Here is a 20,651-nt window from a genome sequence, read left to right on the forward strand (position 1 = left end):
AAACATTTCTTTCTAGCATTTAAAATCTAGCTTTAACATAAAAATAACGAACTTGTTATTTCATCTCAAAGATAAAAAGTGATATTTTTAGCAGATGAAAAAACTCGTATTTCTTCTTTTTCTTTTTGTTGGAATTGTCTTTGGGCAAAAAACACCACAAATAAAGCTTTCGTCAGAAGCTACCTTTTCCGTAGTCACTTGCGGTGCAGGTTCAGAATTATATTCTTCTTTTGGACACAGCGCTTTTCGCCTAAAAGATCCTGTATATGGTTATGATGTGGTGTACAACTACGGAACTTTTGATTTTAACACACCATTTTTTTACATAAAATTTGCACAAGGAAAACTACCATATCAACTCGGAAGAAGCAGTTTTAAAAACTTCGTTCGCATCTACCAATACGAAAAACGGTGGATAAAAGAACAAGTACTCAATCTTACACCTGAGCAAAACAAAACACTTCTCGCCTACTTAGAAAACAATTACAAAGAAGAAAATAGAGATTATAAATATGATTTCTTTTACAACAATTGCGCAACGAAAATTAGAGATGTTATCAAAGAAAATTTTGGTGATAACATCATTTTCCATGAAGATCATCTTCCGAAAGACAAAACATTTCGCGATTTAATTCACGACAATCTTGAAGCCAATTCTTGGTCTAGTTTCGGAATCGATATTGCGCTTGGTGCTGTCATTGACAAACCTGCGTATGCAGAAGAATATCAATTTTTACCAGAATATGTCTTTAAAGCGTTTGAAAATGCTACTATGCAAGATTCTGTAACGCCGTTTGTTACCGAAACAAACTTAGTTTTGGATGCGCCAGAAACAACTATAGAAAAAGGCAATATCATTTTCAGTCCATATGTGATTTTTACAATTTTTCTACTAATTGTACTTATCATCACATTTCTAGATTTCAAGAACAACAAACGTACACGCTGGTTAGATGCAATTTTATTACTTGTGAATGGACTTACAGGAATTATACTATTATTGCTTTGGTTTGCAACCGATCATACCGCAACCGCAATGAATATGAACGTTTTATGGCTGCTGCCAATTAATATTTTCTTCGTTAGAAAGTTCTTTCTCAAAAGTAAAGAATGTAAATCATTGGCAAAACATACTGCCTTTTGTATCCTGTTGATGCTTGTCGTTTTCTTTTTATGGATAATTGACTTCCAACAATTTGCATTGGCTGCAATTCCGCTGATGGCTTTATTTTTAGTACGTTATCTGTATTTGACGTATTATTTTGGGAAACTGGATAAGTAGTATTGGGAGTTTAGATGTGATTATTGAGAATTACTTAAAATGAAATTTAATTTTACTTAGACACAGGTTGCAATGCGTTTTTCCAAAACGCTCGCAAAGACGTTTCAAACTCTTAATTTTACAAACATCACTTCGAGTGAATTTGTGTAACAAATTTGTATCGAGAAGTACTGTAAAACACAAAAGAATACTTATTAAACCATTTCGAAATCTAACCTGTTCTCGATATTATTTTCGTTCAATTCACTTTGTTCATATGAAAGAAAATCACTCGAACTGACGGTTTAGATTTTTATAGTTTTTTTACCACTCAAAACGTCACTTAGAGTGAATTTGTGCAGCAAATTTGTATCGAGAAGTGCTGTGAAATCAAAAAGTTACGTGTATAACTTGAATGCAAGTCATCAAAAAATATAAAAGCATAATTTCTAAAGTCGAACTTTTTAATTGAAGATAAAAAGGAGCTATTTTTATATATAAATGATCTCGGAAACAACCTTGAATCATTAAATTTTTAAATCCTTGAATTAAGTGAAACATACCAAAAGGTGAAAGCCGAGTCTAAAAGCAAAGCGATCTAACATCTTATAGCGAAAGCGGTCTAATAATGAAAATTATCTTCCACGATAAAACAATACCGTACTCAATGTCTTTACAATAATATTTAAATCCAAAAAGAAGCTTCGGTGTTTTATATAATACAAGTCGTATTGAAGTTTACGCAAACTATCTTCTTCAGAAGCTCCGTAATCTGTTTTTACCTGTGCCCAACCTGTTACTCCTGGTTTAATTACATGTCTAATTTCATAAAAAGTCAGGCTTTCAGAAAGTTGTTTTACAAACGCAGGACGTTCTGGTCGCGGACCAATCATGCTCATTTCTCCCTTTAAAACATTGATAAACTGTGGCACTTCATCCAAACGAGATTTTCGCAAAAAACTTCCAAATTTGGTAATTCGTGAATCATTCTGTGTTGCCCAAACCGCTCCGTTTTTCTCAGCATCTACAATCATACTGCGCAATTTGTAAATTTTAAAAGGAACGCCGTTTTTCCCAACACGTTCTTGTGTGTAGAATAATGGACCGCGATTTCCTATCAAATTTCCTATCAAAACTAATGGTAAAAATAACAAGCTTACCAACAATCCGATCACGGAAAAAATGACATCAAAAAAGCGATGAAAAAACAAATACAACTTATTCTGATTGCTTCGACTGAACGGAAAATATTTATAAAAATCCTTTCCAATATACTGAACAGGAACACGATACGTTAATTCTTCATATACTTGAATGTATTCTTTAATCGGCAAACCAGTTTCCAGCAAACCAATCAAACTGTCAAAAATGGGTTTGCTTAATTCTTCTTGTTGATTGCTCGCAATGATAATCTCAGAAACTGCTTTTTTTTCAGCAACTTCTTTCAAATTTGAACTTGTAATTTCTTCTAAATCGTCCAACTCAGGATCTTTTGTTTTTTCAAGCGAACTCGAATTGATATACCCTACAATTTCAAAATAATTTGTATTGCGTTTAATGGCATCCGACATTACTTTAATCTCCTCAGTATTCCCAATAATCAAAATATTTTTAAAAAATCTCGGAGACGAAATAAAGAAAATATACGCGCAACGCCATAAGAAAATTGCAACCGAAATCGCTAAGAAAAAGTATAAAATCTGCAAACGATTTTCGGGTAATTCTGGCGTAAAGAAAGGCGTCAATAAATAACACAAAACCGTAATAGAAACTGTGAGTACAATTCCTTGAAACGTAGTGTCATAGCGACTTGACTTCTGTAAATTATACAATTCTAAAATCGTGGAAAATAATACAAAATATACAATCAGCACCAAACTCCAGAGCCAGCGCTGTTCTGTAAACTTAAAATAATCGAAGTCAAAAATATTGGAAACAACATACAACCCAAAAAGCATCGCCAATACATCAAAAACTCTAAGCAAGAGTTTACGTTCCGATATTTCGAAATGCATATTTGAGGTTGAGGCCATATTTTTTATATATAAGAGATAAAACTTTTCGTCTTTCCACTGCTAACTTCTTCATTCACAGCATCGTGAATTGAGTAGGTCATGTCGTCAGCAAAGTAGTTTTCAATCTCTCCTTTTAATTGATCTTTTTGTTTGTCGGTTAAGTGTTCTTTGATGTTAAATATAAGAATTCCTTTTTCTTTTTGAATAATTTGGTAGGTAAGTTTTACATTATATTTCTTCCCTAAGTTTTTAAAAATGTAATAAAAATACAAACTAGGGTAAATTTCTTTCTTTCCGTATACGTTCTCTCCTATTCTTCCTGTAACTTCATTTAAAATATAATGTGCTTTTCCGCAAGCACACTTGGTTTCTTTGGAAGCCAATTCAATATAATCGCCCAACTGATACCGAATAATAGGAAATGTTTTCATCTGCAAATTGGTCACAACAATCTGATTATCAATCGCTTCTACAATAACACCTTCCATGTTAATGTGCATATTTCCTTCAGTACATTCAAAAGCAATAATTCCAGTTTCTGCCGCACCATATTCGCTAATAATTGGCACTCCAAACGCTTTTTCAATTGCTGCTTTATAACTCTCGTAAATCTTCTCAGAAGTACCTTTTACCATTTTAAGACGCGTTGGTTTCGGTAACTTTTGATCGTTAATAAGTTTCGCAGACTGATAAATCATGGAAGAATACCCATGAATATAGCGAGCGCGTTGCAATTTTTTTACAAATTTTTTAAAGGCTTTTTCTTTATAATCAAACACACGAAAACGATTCTGTAACGCATCTAAAATATTGACTTTTAAGCGTTTTATAGTTGAAAAATCAAATCCCCAAAAATAACCGTTACGTTCCCAAGGTTGCACATTGTGCCAAGAATATCCTCTAAAAATAGAAGCTCTGTTAAAGGAATCTGCCGATTCTTCACGTTTGTACACCAACGGATCACCCGAAGAACCAGAAGTTGTCGCTGTAAATACTTTTTTAAAATCGTAACTTGTATGAATAGCTGTTGTATGCTCTAGTACGTCTTTTTTAGACAACAAAGGCAATTGTTGAATGTCTTCTAAGGAAGAAAAAGAAGTTTCATCAATGTTCGCAAACTTTTCTTTATAATAAGGAGAATGTGTTTTCGCGAATGAAATCAGTTCTTTAAGTTGCTTCAATTGATACGCTTCCAAATCGTCGATCGTCCATTTTTCAGAAGCTTTCAAAAAGTCAAACCACTTCCGTAGAGAAGGATTTCGTAAGCGTTCACCGAGATTAAAAATAAATTTATGAAGCATGATTTTTAAAACGAATCTATTGAAAAATGAGCAATTTCGATTTACTGTAAATTGCTTGTAAATTTTGTGCGATAAAATTAACCTAATAAAATTTAACAGATCAAAATAATCATTTTTTATTTGTTATTTTGCAATCGAATCTACATTTATGAATCACAAAGTCAAGTCGTTAATTTTTAAGTCGTTAGACATCTTACCCAACAAAATGGGTTATGGTGTGTACCATCAATTGCAGAAATTTCTCAATAGAAACAGTATCAATCATAAGATAAAAACGAATGACAGATCATTTAACGATGCATTGAAAATTCTGGCGGAAGCCAATATTGAACTAAAAGACAAGACCATTTTCGAATTAGGTTCAGGTTGGGCACCAATTATTCCGTATTTTTTCATGTATTTTAAACATGTAAAAAAGGTTGTAACGTATGATATTAACGAACATTACGACTCAAAAACGATTGCAAAACTGAATCAATATTTTAAAACAGAATTTAAGATTGATGTCGCCACGGAAAAAGACACATACGATTTGCCCAGCAATATCAGCTATTATCCCAACAAAAATTTAGCAGAAGTTGGTTCAATTTCTCACGAACCTGTCGATTTGATTTTTTCGAGATTTGTCTTAGAACATATTCCTCCGAAAGAATTAGCTGAAATTCATCGTAATTTTGCGAAGAACCTTCCAAAACCATTCTATATTCTACACATGATTTCGCCAAGCGATCACAGAGCATATGATGACAAATTGCTTTCGTATTATGACTTTTTGAAGTACAGCAAAGAAGAATGGCAAAAACAGCATACAAAATTCGATTATCACAATCGTTTGCGTTTGCCTGATTATTTAGAAATCTTTAAAAATGAAGGTTTTGAAGTTGTTTCGTTAGATTATGATACCTGCGACAAAAATTCTGAAAAGTACAAGAAATTCAAAGAATTAACGCTTCACAAAGACTACGACAATTATACTGAAGAAGAATTATTGGCAGGAAGTATTAATGTGTTGTTGAAAATTACTTAATGTGTTGATTTGAAGATTTTTCAATTTGAAAATATATTTCATATAACGGTTTAGATTTCGATACTCCAAACGTCATTTCGAGTGAATTTGTGTAGCAAATTTGTATTTCGACTGCGCTCATCAGAGCTATCGAGAAGTACTATGAGACCAATAATTCCTTCCATTGCGCTTTCACAACTTCCCAATCAAATTGTTCCGATTTTTTACGTGCATTTTCTGATAACTTTTCTGCAATTTCTGGTGTAAAAACCATTTTTTTGATATGAAAGATCATTTCTATTGCACTATTCGGTTCTACCAACAAACCATCTTTTTTATCTTCGATTAAATACGGAATGCCACCGACATTGGTAGAAACAATCGGCATTCCGAGCGCCATTGCTTCTATCAAGCTAATTGGTGTATTGTCAAAATTTGTAGTGTTGATGAAAATATCGTATTCCGTAGAAAGTGAAATCCATTCTTGTTTAGATAGTTTTCCAGTGAATTTCACATCAACGTTCAACTTTTTTGCGAGTTCTTGCGTTTTTTCAAAAGAAGCATCTTTTCTAGGTCCAACCATACACAAAGTTGCTGCTATTCCATTTTGTTTCAAACCATGCACAATTTCTACTGCCAATTGCGGATTGTAGATTTCGGCAAACGATCGCACCCATAACAATTTAGCTTTCACCGATTTTCGAAGTTTAAAAGGATACTCAGCCAATTCTACATTGTTCGGAATATGTTTTAAATTCGAATATCCGTATTGTTCAAAAACAGTTTTTAGAAACATTGATGGCGAAACATTGACATGTGCATTTTTAAAAATCAGATCGCTTTTTGCTTTGCTATGTTTTAAACGTGCTTCTAAATTTCCACCATGCAAAATCGGAATGTACTTGATTTTAAAGCGAATACACAATTTACTCACGTAATACGCGTATAGAAAATTTGTGGTACTATACGTATCAATCAACACATAATCAAGTTTTTTTCGGAGTTTAAAAACCGTCCAAAGCATGTCAAATAAACGCAGTATTTTATTTTGTTTGTTGGAAGTCAATCGAATGTTGAAACCTTCTTTTTGGAGTAATTTCCCCAAAGTTTCAATGGTTGTTGCCGTTTTTCCGTGACCAGAAACGATATTTCCAACATACAATATCATGCTTTCTTATGCGCTACAAAAACATCAAATAATGGCAGAATTGGTAAGATTTTCGCCAAACTTTTTACTTCATAGGTTTCACTGACAATTTTACGAATCGATTGAATTTCAGAATCGTGATAATCGCCTGTAAAGTCTTGTCCAGCCAACTTTCTTCCAAGTTTATACAGGAAATTTTCTGTCGGTCCAGAAATGATGACTTCTCCTCCATTTTTCAACAACGTTCTAAATTTTCCCATGTATTTTCGCAACTGATCGTCGTTCATATGTTCTAAAACATCCAACGCAATCACAACATCAAAGGTATTTTCTTCTAGATTTTTATCAAACAAATCACCTTCCATAAAGTTGATCGAATCTGGATAATTGATATTTTCTTTTAATAAATGTACAGGTCGCAAATCCAAATCCAAACCAACAACTTCATGAGAATTTGTCGCCAATTCATAAGACATTACGCCAGTTCCGCAACCAAAATCTAAGACTTTGAGTGACTTTTTATTTTTCTTGTGCACATAATTTGCTACGACTTTTAAGCGTTTCCAAAAAATATGATCGATGACAGGATTTTTATGTGCGTATGCTGGTAAAGCGGCTTCAGACAAGACTTCGTCAGTTCCTTGCGCTTTGAGTCTTTTTACGATTTCTGTTTTAAAAAGCTTCTTTGTTGCTTTCATGTTTGTTAGGTTAAAAGTTGTTTTTTAGGCTAAACGTAATTTTTTCAGTTCCATATCCATAACCATCAAAAATGGCTTTGTACGTTCCGTTTGGCAATTTATGAATATCTATGTGATGCATTCCGTTTTTTGCCCAAGTTTCTCCTTGATTTTTAAGAATTGGGTTATTTTTTAATGAATTTTCTTTATAATAAGTCTTTGAAATGGAATCAATAGAAAAACCATATACTGCGCGACCGTAACCACCAAAATGATCTTGCGCAAAGCGAATGAGTTTTCCATCGTAATTTAGAAGCCTTCCGGCAGAACGTGTATAGTTTCCACTTAACAATGGTGATTGTGGATGTTCTGTGAATTTGCCATGCAAACTATCTGCTACGTACAAACATAAATATTTGTCTTCAGTTGCATAAAGGTAGGAAACATTGTCTTTTTCAAAATATGTCGCATCTACCAAACGTTTGTTTTGTATCAGAACTTTGTCTACTTCCCAATCGAAAGGAAAGTTGGTAGTTTTGTACAATCGTACTTGACTGTGACGTTTGGTTTCAGGAATCATATAAATCGTTCCTTCTTTTTCAAAAATAAACGGATAGGATAAATGAACGGTTTCATCAAGTGCAATTCCGAGATATTTCCAAGCGCCATTTTCTTCAACAGCAACACCGATATCCGCATGTTTTTCACTCATAATTTCAAAAAAAGCATACCATTTTCCATCTTTTTGGTGTAAAAACGGATCTGCCATGAGTAATTTTGAAGGAATTTGATTGTCTGTACGATTGAATACTTTTGCTTCCGAAACCTTCCACTGTAGTGGATTTGACGCAGTTCCAGTCGCAATTGAATAATACGCTCCCGTAATTTTTCTTCCAAAAAATGGCACGGGTTTTTTCATAAAATAACAATACCCGATATAACTCGAAAAGAGAAATCCGAGGATGAAAACGAAAAGTGTTATTTTTTTTAAAATCTTCAAGTTAAATAAGGTTTTAGGTGTTTGGTCTTGGGTTTTGGGTCTTTGGTCTTGGGTACTTCCTAATTTCTAATGCCCAATACCTAATACCTAATTCCTACTTCCTAACACCTGTATCATACAATCGCCATTTGCCTTTTTGATGTATCAGTTCAAAATCTGGTAAATCTATATAAATTAATACATATTCCACACCATAATCGCGTAAAAATTGATTGGAAGCTTTGCGCGATAGTTTATTGTAATTTTGATAGTCTTGATACCATGCAATGTATCGTTTCGGATTGCCTTCTATCAGCATATTTGCGCCTTTACTGTCTAAAACCACCGAACGTTGTCCGCCAGAACGACCAATATCTGGAGCAAATAAAATGGCATCTTTTGGTACATTTTCACGAATGTAAATTAAGACTTCGTTTAAATCATCACTTTCTTGTCCGTTAACAACTGAACCTACTGATAGTGAATTGGGCAATACACGTCGTATGAGATCGTTAGATACCAAAGGGATATTGTCAAATGTGTCGTATTTGCTAACAATTAGCATCAGAAAGAAGCCTCCAAAAACATATGGAAAGACCTTTTTGAAAAGTTCATTCCGATAAAAAATATCCAACATAAAAGCAATGGCAAAATAGACTGCTAATATCAAGAGTTTCTGCATGCGCACTAACTGAAACGACATTCTTATATTTAGATCAAACGTAGCGTTTATAGCGAGTTCAACATACGCAGCTAAGTTTGGAAGAATAAATAGCAATGCCGCTAAACCAATGATATATTTGCTACGCAAGCGATCTTTAGCTGTTCCTTTTAGATATGCCAACATGATAAATGCAATGACAACGGAGAAATACGCGCCATATTTTAAGGTAAACCATTGTTTCCAAAACGTTGTCGGTTCGGTGATAAAACTATCGTATTTTAAAGCTAAAGCTTCTTTGTACAATGCTAGATCGTAATCTGCTTTTGCGGAAACATTTCCTAAATAGGCAAAGAAAAACGGCAACATTCCGAGGAAAATCAACAGCAATGAAAGCATATTTTGTTTACTAAAGATAGCTTTCCAACGTCTTTCGTCAAAATAGGAATGCAATAACAGAAAGCCTATAAAAAGTAAAATTCCGCTCAATCCTGTTATGGGATGAAAGTTGAATATAAAACCAATTAAAAACGCCGCTAGATATGTTTTTTTATGATTTTGAAAGTGTAAGATTAAAAATGGCAATGGCATGATGGCATAATAGACTACACGTGGTAATAGAGACCATAAATCTGAAATTCCCCAATATTCCAATCCTGGAATCCAAACAATTCCGCGCATTAATACGGAAACGAATAAGGCAATCCAGAAGTTTTTGGTAATTCTGAATAGTAAAAAATACCAAAGTAATCCAAATAGGATGTGGCAAATGAACGTGAGAACATTCAAAGCTTGCACATAATTTCCATCGGTAAAATTGGCAAAAAAGCGCAGTGTTTCAATATAAAAAGGCGTGTAATATTTTACGTTTTCCAAGTCATTGGCAAAAGTATCATGCGGAAACATCGTCGGATCGTCCATTTTTAAACAAATTGGGATGATGTTATGCAAATCGGAACTTAAGTGTGTTTCATTCGCAGATAAATTCCCCAAATAATACCCAAAAGCAATACAAACATTTAGTAAAATTACGATAAAGTGCTTGCGTTTCATGACACAGATTTTGGAGCTTTTAAGATGTCAAATTGTATCGCTTGAAGCAGTAATTGAAACCCAAGAATCAACGAAACTGTAATGAGCATGATGGTTCCTACAGGCGTAAATTCTCCGATATTGTAATAATAAATCCAATTGTAAATTCCGAAAACGACACCAAAGAGAAACATTGGCAAACCGAATAATAAGTAAATAGATGCAATATTAAAATCGTAAATAAAATAGCTTTTTACAATACGTTTCCAGAAGGTTTTTGTGAGTTTTGGAATGAAAATAAACGGTATTTTCCAAACTTGCATACTCGATTTTTCATCGCCGTAATGCGCTGGCATTGGCACATCTTTTATTCTGGCTTCCTGAAAATATAATTCTGCAATTAGTGAAGATTCAAAATAATAATCGCGGTGAATGTTTTTAAAATCTAATTGTTTGAGTAGATCTACTTTGATGGCAAAAAAACCATTTGTCGGATCGAAATTATTCCAATAACCCGAAGCAGCTTTTGTTAAAAACGACAATCCTAAATTCCCAACTTTTCGTACAAATGGCATTTGTCGCAACGCTTTAAAGTCTTTAAAACGATTTCCTTTGGCGTATTCGGCTTTTTGTTCAATCAATGGTTGCAATAAATCTGGAATGAAATCACTATTCATTTGATCGTCAGAATCTACTTTTATGACAAAATCAAGATCAAGCTCAATCGCCTTTTTAAAACCGTTTTTTGTTGCACCACCAACACCAGAATTCTTTTCATTCGTTACAATAACGATTGTATCGCCAAGTTCCGCTTGACTTACTAAACTTTTTGGAATCGGTTCTTTTCCACAATCGTCAACAATGATAATTTTATCAATATATTCAGGCAGTTTGCGCACCACATTTTCTATGTGTTTTGCGGCATTGTAATACGGAATGACGACTCCAATAGTATGTTCAGCAAAGTTTGTCATGATTTTATGTAATATCGAGGGCTTAATAAAATTGCTGTTGCAAATAAAAACAAGCCCAATATAGCAAAAACAGGTCGGTAAACATACAATTGTTCTCCAAATAATAAAGTCACCATGGTTGCCAAAACCAATCCTTTGAGTACAATTCCAAGTTGTTTAAAACGTTTAAAGTCTAACGCAAAGTAACTTAGCAACCAACGGACGTAAAAATATAAGCCTACCAAACCGACTTCATTAATAAGCGTTAAGTAGATATTGTGCGCCGAATTTCCAATTAAAATAAAGTTATTAAACCCTGAACCAAACGGAACAACATACACATGCGTAAGCAAATAATCGATATACATGAGCGACAGGTTTTTTCGTCCTGAACCTAAATCTTCATACAATTGATCTACATTTCCTTGTGCAATCAGCGTAGGATCAGATATTTTACTAAAAACCCTACCATTTACTACATTTTCAATAAGTGTAAAAATCTCTGTATTGTACATGGAAATTACCATCATTCCGATTCCTAAAATCACAGACATATAAATAAATTTCCCTGTAGATCGTATAAAGAAATAGCCCAAAAACACCAACAAACCTACATAACTCGTTCGTGATCCACTCAAACCAAGCGCAATCATTGCGAAGAGAATTCCTGCCAAAAGCATCAACTTATTAATGCGCAATTCTTTCTGTAAAAAGAGTCCAATAAAAGTCACTAGCGAAATATACATGACCATTCCAAGCACAATTTTATTCGGTCCTAAAATACCTGAAAGAAATCCTCCATACGCTTTTCTATCCAACTCGCTCCACAAATAAGGAACAATTCCAAAATGCTGAAACAACACGACCAAAGCCGCAATTACCACCATAATAATATGTAAATATGCTAATTGTCGCAAAGTTTTTACACGTCGCATTAAAATCAGGAAGAACACAAACGAAAAGAAAAATATCAAGAAATGATACATAAATAGTGTAGTTCGTAAAATCCAAGTCAATCGTCCATTAAGATAACTTATGAAAAACGTAAAAATCATCATAAACATGCACCATCGGATGAATGTCCACAAATAATACAGGTATTTTTCTCTGTTCATAAACCACAGCAAAACCCTACGATGTTGATAAAACTGATATAAAATTAGCATTCCGATAAAATCGTACAAACGCAGTTCGTTATTTCCCGTAATACTGTAATTAAAAACGGCAACATTGTAAAAATACGAGATCAGAATTAGGAATAGCGTAAACTTGAGAAAGCCAGATTTCCCGAGCATTCTCATACGTTTTTCCATATATTCTGTACGTGTTGCCATTACAATTCGTCGTAAAAACTAATTAATTGTTGCATGATTGCTTTTTGCGCAAAATTCGCTTGTATGTGTTTGTATAATTGTTCCGCTTTCGCGAGGCATTCGTGCTGATTTTCCATTAAAATACGGAGTTTTTCTGCGAAAACCGCTTCGTTTTCAGATGGCACTATATATCCTTTCGTTTCATCAGAAACAACTCGGTTGCATTCGCCGACATCTGTGGTGAGAACGGCTAATTCGTGCAATCCGTATTCGAGCAATGCAATGGGCAAACCTTCTGATTTTGAAGATAATACTCCAATACTACACTGACTCAAAACATGTGAAACATCTTCTCTACTTCCATAAACAAACACATTTTTACTCAATCCGTGATCGTGAAGATACAATTTGATTTGTCGCGAATACTCATCTTCAAAATCTTTTCCTATCAAATGTAGTGTCCAATCGTCTTTTTGTACAGTTTTGAAAGCTTTTAACAACAACATATGATTTTTCTGCGGACGCAAATTCGCCAAACAAACAATTCGTTTTCCATCAATTCCGTGCATTTTTGTGCTTGCCTTTACGGTTTCGTTCTTCACAGGAAAATTTGATAAGTATATTACGTTCGAAACTACTAAGTTCTTTTCTGCCCAATCTTTCAAACGTTGATTCACCGAAATCACACCATTCATCGCATACGAAGCTATTTTGATAGCAACTGCTTTTCGTTCTGCCAAAAACTCACTATTTCCATAATGATCGTGCCAAACCATTTTAAACTTCGGATAGATTAATTTCGTCAAAAACACAATAAAAAACGATGTCGCATGCGCGTGTACAATATCGATTTCGTTTTCTTTGATAAAAGCTTTCAATCGTTTTATCGCTCCAAAATCAAATGTACGTTGACGATTCAAAAACAAATAACCAACTTCTTTTGAAATTTGATTTTTTAGAATTCCCTCTTTTCTCGTCGTACATAAAAACGAAGCTTCCGCAGTTGTTGCCAACGCGTTTGCATACGTGATGGCGAGTTTTTCCGCGCCACCAGTATCTAGTGTGTCTATGACTTGTAGGGTTTTCATTTTTGTTATTGATTTATTCGTTTATTCGAAATTACTTTGAATTCAAAAATATCTCGACTGCGCTCGATATGACATTATATAATTCAGCATTTATAATCTAATTGATAATATCCCAAAACGTCAGTTCGAGTGAAATTCTGAAAGAATTTTGTATCGAGAACAACTTTGAAATCAAAAAAAATATTGTATCGTAGCTGTTCTCGATACTATTTTCTAGTGAAAATCACTAGAACTGACATATTGAATAATTTATACTTTGAAACTTCACAATACTCAATACTAACATCTCAATACTAATTTATAATTTATCTTTTTTAATCAAATCATGAATTCGTGCAAAAAAGCTCGTCAGCGTTAAATATTCTTCCCAAAGTTTACGATTTGTTTGTTGAATTTCTTCAAATGCTGCTTGTGTCAAATTCTGATGGAATTCTAGCAATCGCGCTTCCATTTCGTGTTCTTTTCCTTGCGGAATTCGGATGCAATGTTTTGTCCAATCAATGATTCCTTCTAGTGGCAACAAACAATCCGTATCAATCAACACAGGAATTCTTCCCATGGCTAAAGTTTGATAAAATCGTACGGAAAAGTTTCCTGCGCCACGCAAATTGAAAATATAATCAGAATCGTTCATATTTTCGTAAAATTCATATGTTGTTTTGTCTACCGAACGATTTTTTCGCACACCAGCTCGGTAACGCTCTCGGTAAATTATATTCGTTTTTATGTTTGAGTTTTTCTCTAATCGCTTCAAATATTTGTAACGCATAAATGGCGCTGCAAACCATTGTTGCGGTTCCAAACGTGTTTTTCCCAAATAAAATTTTAAGTTTCTGTAAATTATCAACCCAATATCTTTGGCGGCTTTTAGCAAATTTGGAGTTGCTTGCCCAACAAATCCAATCACAGGTTTTTCCGCTTTTACACGAACTTGATGATTTTCCTTTTCAATATAATGTTCCAATGGATCTTTAAAAAATGCAGGAAATGATATTTGATTTGGCAGTTTTTTACTTTTGTAACCACTATTTCGAAATACATAAACCTCTTTGTTTGTAGGCATCACACCCTGATCTCCAGAAATATACGTAAGCACTTTTAAATCTTTTGCATGACATTCATCGATAAAACGTTCGGCTTCTACTTGTAAATTTTCATTCAAATAATAATTCCATGAAAATGGTAAAAACGCTATTGCTGCTTCATCAATCGAATCGACCAATTGGTAGTAGTTTTTGACTTCAGGAAATTCATTTCGTTCATCAAACAACAACGCATACACCAACGGAAACTTCTCGCCTTTCGGATGTTTCTCAATGAATTTTCTATCTGTGTAAACGTTTAACATTTAAAGCAATGATTTTAGTTCGTTTTCAAAGGTGTCAAGCGTGTATATTCGGCTCCATTCAATCGCTTTTTCAACTTTTTCTTGATAGTTTTTTGGCGATTGCAATACGTTTTCTATTCTAGCAACAGCACTTTCAACATTCGGTTCAATCAAAATACCGCGATTTCCTTCATCCAACATATATGGAACACAAGAAATTTTCGTCACAATAGGCAAACTTCCCCAAAACATGGCTTCTGCAACCACTTTTGGCCAACCTTCTGATTTGGATGGAAGCATCATAAAATGTGCGGTTTTATGAACTTCTTTTACAATTTCTGCTGTGACATTTCCGTGTAACGTGATGTATTTTTGCAATTGATTTTGCGCAATGTAATTTTCTAATTCCTTTCGTTTTGCACCATCGCCATAAATGTCTAATCGTACATTATAGTTGCGTTTGTGTAATTCTTCAACAATTTGAATTGTCAATAACGGACGTTTTCCAGACGACAATGAGCCAATGAAACTAAAGGTAATTGTTTCGTTTAAATTACGTTGAACAACTGCTCTTTTATCGCTATTTCTGTAAGTTGCCGTAAAAAATGATTTGATATTTTTCGTTTGATTTTTCCAATCGCCATACACCAAAACGTTCATGTTTTTGGTTAAAAAGGTATTGGATAGTATTCGTTTTTGCAATCGGTAGCTAAATGGTTGTTTGCTATTTGGATCCCAATTTCCTGCATATTTTGCCGTTTTTGTCTTCGATGGAAAGAAAATTTGCGCAACACAACCAATCAATCCGATGTTTCCAGGACAGCGTAAATGAATGTGATCTGCTTTTCGCATCGCTCCAATAATTTTAAAAAAGATAATTGGCAAAACCAACAGCGTTTTTAAGCTTGATTTTAAACTTAATAGATTAAACGCAGGAATTGACCTGAAATCAATATTGTCGTGTTTGTACGCAATATCAATCGGACGAATTTCTTTTTCTGCTAGTAATGGTGCTACAATCGTGACTTTGTCTACATATTTTAACCACAAGTTCATTTCTTTTACATACGGCGCGTACGCAAAATAATCTGCTTCTTTTTTGGCATGTAAAACGTGTGTGACGATTAAAAAGTTCATGTTTAGCTAACAGTTTTTTGAACTGTATCGTAGTTTATTTGGGGTTTTTGGAACCATAATTTGAACCAAGCGGCAATTCTGCCAAGTGCTTCCGTAAATGCTTCCTTTTTTTTAGGCTGGGTAAATATATTTGTAAATCTGAGAAAAGCCAAGAATAAAACCGTTGCATTCCATTTAAAACGTGCTTTTAGTGTTGGATTCGGATATTTTACACGCCAAACATACCAACCATTTTTTACGACCATTTTTCCATATTTGTATTGATTGGGACGACCAGAAGCATTGTGATGATGTTCTAATTTGGCAGCCGTATTTACATACAATTGCCCTAGTTTTGAGACTCTTAGTGTGAAATCAGCATCTTCATATAAACCATAACCTTCAAAATAGGTGGAGAATTTTATTTGTTCTAAAACTTCTTTTTTGAATGATGAAACACCGCCCATAAAGAGTTCTACGTGATAAATTTTATCGGTTGGTGGTAAAAAACTTACGGAACGTCCGTGTGCAAATGTTGGTAAGTAACATGGTTTTGTATCATCTAACAAACCTAGTTTTTTGCGCAAACGGAATCGTAAGGATTCGTTTCGAAACCAGCCATCGTATACAAAAGAGGTTGCTGTTGGTTGTGTATCTTCTGTAATTGCTGTCCAACTCACTTCATTCGTAATAAAACCGCCAACGCCAAGAGCTTTTGGATAGGTTTTATAAGTTCCGATAAGGTTTTTAAAATAGTTTTTGTCTAAGATTGTATCATCATCTAAAAAACAAACAATTTCGCTTGTTTTGGCTACGTTGTTGATTCCAAAATTTCGTTGTTTCGTCAGACCGCGATTTGCATCATCTACTTTGAAATAGTGTAAGTTTTTAAATGTATTTTCAGCTAACATTTGTTTCGTTTCATCATTTTGAGAACCATCTATAATTAAAATTTCATCAGGATACAGCCTTTGTTCCGTAACCGATTGCAATAGTGTTTGCAATGGTTTTGGGCGCATGTATGTACAAATGATGAGTGTGAATTTCATGAAGCTATTTATTCTCTAATCAATATTGTATTGAATTTATCAGTACGAAATGAATCTTCTACTTTTATTTTGTTTTGAGCAACATCATATGAAATTGGTTTGAAACCATAGGAAGTAATCAGGTTAAATACTTTTTCATCAGTAATGCCAAATTTATCTCCAGAATTATTGAATTCTAATAGGATGTATTTTAACGATTTTTTCTGTAAAGTTTCATCAGCACCTTTCAACACAAAGTACTCAAAACCTTCTACATCAATCTTTAAAAACGTTGGTTTTTTGTCTTTTAAAACTTCATCAAGTTTTTGAATCGGCACTGAAATCGTTGGTACATTTTCATTTTCAAGCGCAACTCTGTTCATCACATCAAAACTTTTTGTGAATTTTAGTTCGCCTTTATCTTCTCCCAAACCAATATTTAAACATTCAACTTTGTCTTCTAAATTGTTTAAATGTATGTTTTTTAGAAGCTTTTTGTATGTATTTGGAATAGGTTCAATCGCAATTGTTTTAGCTTTTGAAACTCCCGAAGCGAGTAATGAAAAGTGACCAACATTTGCGCCAACATCAACAAATAATCCGTTTTCATCCAAGTAATTCATTACAAACATAGAATCCTCATAATCAGCCAATTTTATGTAGATATTAGAAACAATTCCTGCATCACCCTTTTCCGCAAAAAACTTTAAACCGTGAATCCAATTATATTTTCTGTTCTTAGGTCTAATTGTTTGAATGACGTTAAACCGAATGTATCTGTACAAAGCACCATATGCATTGCCTTTAATTAAAGGATGACTTTGGAACTTTTTTCGTCTTTTCTTTAGTTTTTTAAATACTTTTTTAATCATTTTTTTGAATTAATGAATTGTATACAACTATATTTTCTTCCGCAATTTTAGTAATATCAAAGTGTTTGATTGCTTCTTGTCGTGCGTTTTTTGCCATTTTTGAAGCCAATTCCGCATCTGTCAATAATAGATTGATTTTTTCTGCAAATTCAGCATGCGATTTCGGATCGACTAAAAAACCCGTTTCTCCATCTTTTACAATCTCTTTTGCCCAAGGATAATCCGTATTTACAAACGGTTTTTCGAGTGCCATTGCTTCTATCGTGACCATTCCGAATGATTCCGCCAAGGAAGGAAACACACAAACAGAAGCTTCGTTTATCAAAATTTTCATTCGGTCGTAAGCAACCGTTCCTAAGTAATTTACTTTCTTTATTGCTTCCGCAGAAAGTTCTTCCTGAAAAATTTCCCACGTCGAACGCTGTTCTGTGGCATCAATCGCGTCATTTCCTACCAAAACTAAGTGACAATTTTTATTCTTCTGAATCAACTCGTTAAAAATATGTGCCAATTCTAAGATTCCTTTTTTACGAATTAACGTTCCGAAGTATAGAATCATTCCATCTACTTTTCTAGAAATATCAGGCTGAAAATCATCAATATAGATTCCGTTTGGAATGACCGTAATTTCTTTATTTGAAGCGAATAACGAATTTGTCTTTTCAGCAACAAACTGACTTACCGCCACAATTTTAGTTGCTTTTTGAAATGCTTTTTGTTCACGATTAAAATTGGCTTCCTTAATTTTTCGCCCTTCTAAATGACAGAAAAACGTGTCGCTTCCGTGTAAACGCATCACTTGCGGAATGGAAAAGTTCATGTTTGCTGTGATTCCTGTCCAATCAACCACTTCCAAGACATCAATCGCATCTTTTTTGATGACTTTATTGATGTATTTGTTGATGATTCCTTCATTCAATTTCCACGTCAACACAGGATATTTACGCAACTTTATTTTATGGATTGTGATGTCACCATCTTGAAAAACTTCTTGTTTGTCTTGAAAATACGTAAATACTGTAACCTTCAATCCTTTGTCAATCAATGCTTTGAGTAAGTTTTTTGTACTTGTTCCTATTCCTGCCGATTTCGGAAGTTTTTCGTGCGGATATTCGGGAAGTAGAAACGCAATATGCATTAGTTCAACAGGTTTTGGAAAGCGTGATACATTCGGTTACTGACCTCGTTTAATGGATGTTTTGCAATACTTTTTGCCCAAGCTAAACGTTCTTGACGATTTTGCTGTTCTAATATTTCAAAATCTTGTAATATTTCTGCGAATTCTTCTTGTTTTCGCATCATATAGACAGCTTTGTCATGCTTGGTAAAGGTTTTGAAATGCACAAAATGATACAAACGATCAATATCAAAATCTTTATGTCCATTAGCTTGTTTATAATAACAGTAAAATGCTGGTTTTCCGAGTAATATCGCGTCAAGCGCCATTGTTGAACCTATATTAAAAATCGCGCTACTGTAATGCAATGTACTGTATAAAACGCCTGAATTGGAGTTTACCGTATAACTTTCTGGCAAAGGAAATTCGTCGTGATTCCAAGTTGGAATGACTTCCGTAAGTACGTCTTTATATTTTTTTAGAATTGGAATAAATCCTTCGTTGTAATCTGCTGGATTTGCTCTTAAAATTACATGATATTGTGTTGAATTCGTTTGATTGTAAAGTTTTACAGCTTCCGCTAAATCCTGTAAATATAATGGATCATCCATTCCAATAGACGTAAAATTTCCTGAAAAACAGAGTAATTTTTTATCCGTTGGTAAGTTGTATGCTTTGTAAAATAATTCTTTTGGAATTAGATATTCAGGTTTCGTATAGCACGTAAATTGTGGCGTTCCCGTAACTGTAATGTTGTTTTCTTGGACTTCATCAGGATAATATGCTTCCATTTCTTCCTTCATATAATCGCTCCAAACGAAGTAATGATCGGCTTTGAGCATTTTGTTTCCTTTTGGAAGGTTGTCCCAAGAATGTATAAAACTTACCACAGGAACTCCCAAGTCACGCGCCGCCAATACTGGCGCAAGCGATAAACTTGATACTTGGTGAGAACAATAAATCATGTCAGGTGTATTCGCTTTTAAATACGTCAAACATACTTTGTAATAGTTTGATTTTCGGGTGAGATCGAAAAAAATATCTTCTAGTTTTTGAATGCCTTTTTTTGAAGCGTAGAAAATCGCTAAAAAGTTAATCAATCCGAATTTTAGTTTTTTCTTGAAAGTGCTTTTTCCAGGCGCAACTCTGTATAAAAAGTGATTTGGCAATGTTTGTGTTTTGTCATTGTAACGCAAAGTAGCTTTTGCTTTTAAATAACGTAGAAAATCTGTTTTTCCTTTATAATCGAACTCAGGAAGTTGTTGTGTTTCAATGTTTTTTGGCAGTTTTTCCAATGCAGACGATTTCACGTTGTGCCAAACCAACATGTCAATGTTTTCGGGAGTTTCAAAGAAATCACTTGCGTAATGATTTTCAAAACTTTGATATCCAACAAATATGGAAATTATCTTTTTTCGCATGGGACAATCGCGTTATTGATATTGTCCACAAATATAGCCATTGAAAGGATTCTGAAAAGAAAATAGAGTCCTCTATTCGGACTTTTTTGTTGTTTTTTTGCCAAAGCAAGTACTTTTTCGGTGTTAAAGACCGATTTTAAGACATGAATTCGTTTTTCAAGCATGTCATACAACTTCTCTCCTATTTCGTTAGACATGCGATGATTCCAGTCTTGAACGGAAACATCTGACTGAATTGGATTCCTGAAAAATGCTAGTAAATCCTGATTGGAATTGTAGATGATTTGCTCATGAATTTGATCGTGTTCGTAACGTTCATGCGATAAATTGTGCGTTT

Annotated in this window: 18 protein-coding genes; 2 read left to right on the top strand and 16 right to left on the bottom strand. The window is 34.0% G+C overall.

The annotated features are described in order from the left end of the window. Positions 1-94 precede the first annotated feature (94 nt). Positions 95-1,282: an Lnb N-terminal periplasmic domain-containing protein gene (locus KAOT1_RS05770; RefSeq protein ID WP_007093800.1), complete on the top strand. Its 1,188-nt coding sequence runs from the start codon at positions 95-97 to the stop codon at positions 1,280-1,282. A gap of 614 nt (positions 1,283-1,896) precedes the next feature. Here the strand turns inward: KAOT1_RS05770 and KAOT1_RS05775 are convergent. Together KAOT1_RS05775 and KAOT1_RS05780 are read right to left on the bottom strand one after the other, a co-directional pair. Then, positions 1,897-3,294, bottom strand: a complete 1,398-nt coding sequence (locus KAOT1_RS05775; RefSeq protein WP_007093801.1) for a sugar transferase — start codon at positions 3,292-3,294, stop codon at positions 1,897-1,899. A gap of 5 nt (positions 3,295-3,299) precedes the next feature. Next, positions 3,300-4,577 (bottom strand): phenylacetate--CoA ligase family protein, encoded by a 1,278-nt coding sequence (locus tag KAOT1_RS05780; protein WP_007093802.1) that lies wholly within the window; start codon positions 4,575-4,577, stop codon positions 3,300-3,302. Positions 4,578-4,725: 148 nt separating this feature from the next. Between KAOT1_RS05780 and KAOT1_RS05785 the strand changes: the two genes are divergently transcribed. Further along, positions 4,726-5,604, top strand: coding sequence for a methyltransferase domain-containing protein (locus KAOT1_RS05785; RefSeq protein WP_040559344.1), 879 nt, complete (start codon positions 4,726-4,728; stop codon positions 5,602-5,604). 139 nt (positions 5,605-5,743) lie between these two features. Here KAOT1_RS05785 and KAOT1_RS05790 read toward each other — a convergent pair whose 3' ends face one another. From KAOT1_RS05790 to KAOT1_RS23185, 14 genes are all read right to left on the bottom strand, one after another. Beyond that, entirely contained in the window at positions 5,744-6,751 is a 1,008-nt protein-coding gene (locus KAOT1_RS05790) for a glycosyltransferase family 4 protein (protein WP_007093804.1), read from the bottom strand. Continuing rightward, positions 6,748-7,428, bottom strand: coding sequence for a class I SAM-dependent methyltransferase (locus tag KAOT1_RS05795; protein WP_007093805.1), 681 nt, complete (start codon positions 7,426-7,428; stop codon positions 6,748-6,750). Before KAOT1_RS05795 ends, KAOT1_RS05790 begins: the two co-directional genes overlap by 4 nt. A gap of 10 nt (positions 7,429-7,438) precedes the next feature. Continuing rightward, entirely contained in the window at positions 7,439-8,407 is a 969-nt protein-coding gene (locus KAOT1_RS05800; RefSeq protein ID WP_157560058.1) for a glucosamine inositolphosphorylceramide transferase family protein, read from the bottom strand. A gap of 94 nt (positions 8,408-8,501) precedes the next feature. Then, positions 8,502-10,100 (bottom strand): hypothetical protein, encoded by a 1,599-nt coding sequence (locus tag KAOT1_RS05805; protein WP_007093807.1) that lies wholly within the window; start codon positions 10,098-10,100, stop codon positions 8,502-8,504. Continuing rightward, on the bottom strand, positions 10,097-11,053 hold the full coding sequence (locus KAOT1_RS05810; RefSeq protein ID WP_007093808.1) for a glycosyltransferase family 2 protein: 957 nt from the start codon (positions 11,051-11,053) through the stop codon (positions 10,097-10,099). Before KAOT1_RS05810 ends, KAOT1_RS05805 begins: the two co-directional genes overlap by 4 nt. Beyond that, positions 11,050-12,366, bottom strand: coding sequence for an O-antigen ligase family protein (locus KAOT1_RS05815; protein ID WP_157560060.1), 1,317 nt, complete (start codon positions 12,364-12,366; stop codon positions 11,050-11,052). The genes KAOT1_RS05810 and KAOT1_RS05815 overlap by 4 nt, the downstream gene beginning before the upstream one ends. Next, on the bottom strand, positions 12,366-13,433 hold the full coding sequence (locus tag KAOT1_RS05820; RefSeq protein WP_007093810.1) for a glycosyltransferase: 1,068 nt from the start codon (positions 13,431-13,433) through the stop codon (positions 12,366-12,368). Before KAOT1_RS05820 ends, KAOT1_RS05815 begins: the two co-directional genes overlap by 1 nt. 298 nt (positions 13,434-13,731) lie before the next feature. Next, a complete protein-coding gene (locus KAOT1_RS05825) occupies positions 13,732-14,781 on the bottom strand; it encodes an exostosin domain-containing protein (protein ID WP_007093811.1) in 1,050 nt (349 codons plus the stop codon). Continuing rightward, complete coding sequence (locus tag KAOT1_RS05830; protein ID WP_007093812.1) at positions 14,782-15,897, bottom strand: glycosyltransferase family 4 protein; 1,116 nt, start codon at positions 15,895-15,897, stop codon at positions 14,782-14,784. A gap of 2 nt (positions 15,898-15,899) precedes the next feature. Then, entirely contained in the window at positions 15,900-16,925 is a 1,026-nt protein-coding gene (locus KAOT1_RS05835) for a glycosyltransferase family 2 protein (protein ID WP_007093813.1), read from the bottom strand. 8 nt (positions 16,926-16,933) lie between these two features. Beyond that, positions 16,934-17,776: an FkbM family methyltransferase gene (locus tag KAOT1_RS05840; RefSeq protein WP_007093814.1), complete on the bottom strand. Its 843-nt coding sequence runs from the start codon at positions 17,774-17,776 to the stop codon at positions 16,934-16,936. After that, on the bottom strand, positions 17,769-18,914 hold the full coding sequence (locus KAOT1_RS05845) for a glycosyltransferase family 4 protein (RefSeq protein ID WP_007093815.1): 1,146 nt from the start codon (positions 18,912-18,914) through the stop codon (positions 17,769-17,771). The genes KAOT1_RS05840 and KAOT1_RS05845 overlap by 8 nt, the downstream gene beginning before the upstream one ends. Beyond that, positions 18,914-20,314, bottom strand: a complete 1,401-nt coding sequence (locus KAOT1_RS05850; protein ID WP_007093816.1) for a hypothetical protein — start codon at positions 20,312-20,314, stop codon at positions 18,914-18,916. Before KAOT1_RS05850 ends, KAOT1_RS05845 begins: the two co-directional genes overlap by 1 nt. Continuing rightward, the coding region (locus KAOT1_RS23185; protein ID WP_007093817.1) for a hypothetical protein at positions 20,299-20,651 on the bottom strand (353 nt) is incomplete at its 5' end. The genes KAOT1_RS23185 and KAOT1_RS05850, both read right to left, overlap by 16 nt.

It is taken from the genome of Kordia algicida OT-1 (genome assembly GCF_000154725.1).
Lineage (GTDB): Bacteria > Bacteroidota > Bacteroidia > Flavobacteriales > Flavobacteriaceae > Kordia > Kordia algicida.

Coding starts and splice junctions, on each gene's coding strand:
- KAOT1_RS05790 (WP_007093804.1), bottom strand. CDS start 6,751: ATGATATTGTATGTTGGAAATATCGTTTCTGGTCACGGAAAAACGGCA.
- KAOT1_RS05850 (WP_007093816.1), bottom strand. CDS start 20,314: ATGCGAAAAAAGATAATTTCCATATTTGTTGGATATCAAAGTTTTGAA.
- KAOT1_RS05785 (WP_040559344.1), top strand. CDS start 4,726: ATGAATCACAAAGTCAAGTCGTTAATTTTTAAGTCGTTAGACATCTTA.
- KAOT1_RS05820 (WP_007093810.1), bottom strand. CDS start 13,433: ATGAAAACCCTACAAGTCATAGACACACTAGATACTGGTGGCGCGGAA.
- KAOT1_RS05805 (WP_007093807.1), bottom strand. CDS start 10,100: ATGAAACGCAAGCACTTTATCGTAATTTTACTAAATGTTTGTATTGCT.
- KAOT1_RS05840 (WP_007093814.1), bottom strand. CDS start 17,776: ATGATTAAAAAAGTATTTAAAAAACTAAAGAAAAGACGAAAAAAGTTC.
- KAOT1_RS05810 (WP_007093808.1), bottom strand. CDS start 11,053: ATGACAAACTTTGCTGAACATACTATTGGAGTCGTCATTCCGTATTAC.
- KAOT1_RS05845 (WP_007093815.1), bottom strand. CDS start 18,914: ATGCATATTGCGTTTCTACTTCCCGAATATCCGCACGAAAAACTTCCG.
- KAOT1_RS05795 (WP_007093805.1), bottom strand. CDS start 7,428: ATGAAAGCAACAAAGAAGCTTTTTAAAACAGAAATCGTAAAAAGACTC.
- KAOT1_RS05835 (WP_007093813.1), bottom strand. CDS start 16,925: ATGAAATTCACACTCATCATTTGTACATACATGCGCCCAAAACCATTG.
- KAOT1_RS05780 (WP_007093802.1), bottom strand. CDS start 4,577: ATGCTTCATAAATTTATTTTTAATCTCGGTGAACGCTTACGAAATCCT.
- KAOT1_RS05775 (WP_007093801.1), bottom strand. CDS start 3,294: ATGGCCTCAACCTCAAATATGCATTTCGAAATATCGGAACGTAAACTC.
- KAOT1_RS05825 (WP_007093811.1), bottom strand. CDS start 14,781: ATGTTAAACGTTTACACAGATAGAAAATTCATTGAGAAACATCCGAAA.
- KAOT1_RS05815 (WP_157560060.1), bottom strand. CDS start 12,366: ATGGCAACACGTACAGAATATATGGAAAAACGTATGAGAATGCTCGGG.
- KAOT1_RS05830 (WP_007093812.1), bottom strand. CDS start 15,897: ATGAACTTTTTAATCGTCACACACGTTTTACATGCCAAAAAAGAAGCA.
- KAOT1_RS05770 (WP_007093800.1), top strand. CDS start 95: ATGAAAAAACTCGTATTTCTTCTTTTTCTTTTTGTTGGAATTGTCTTT.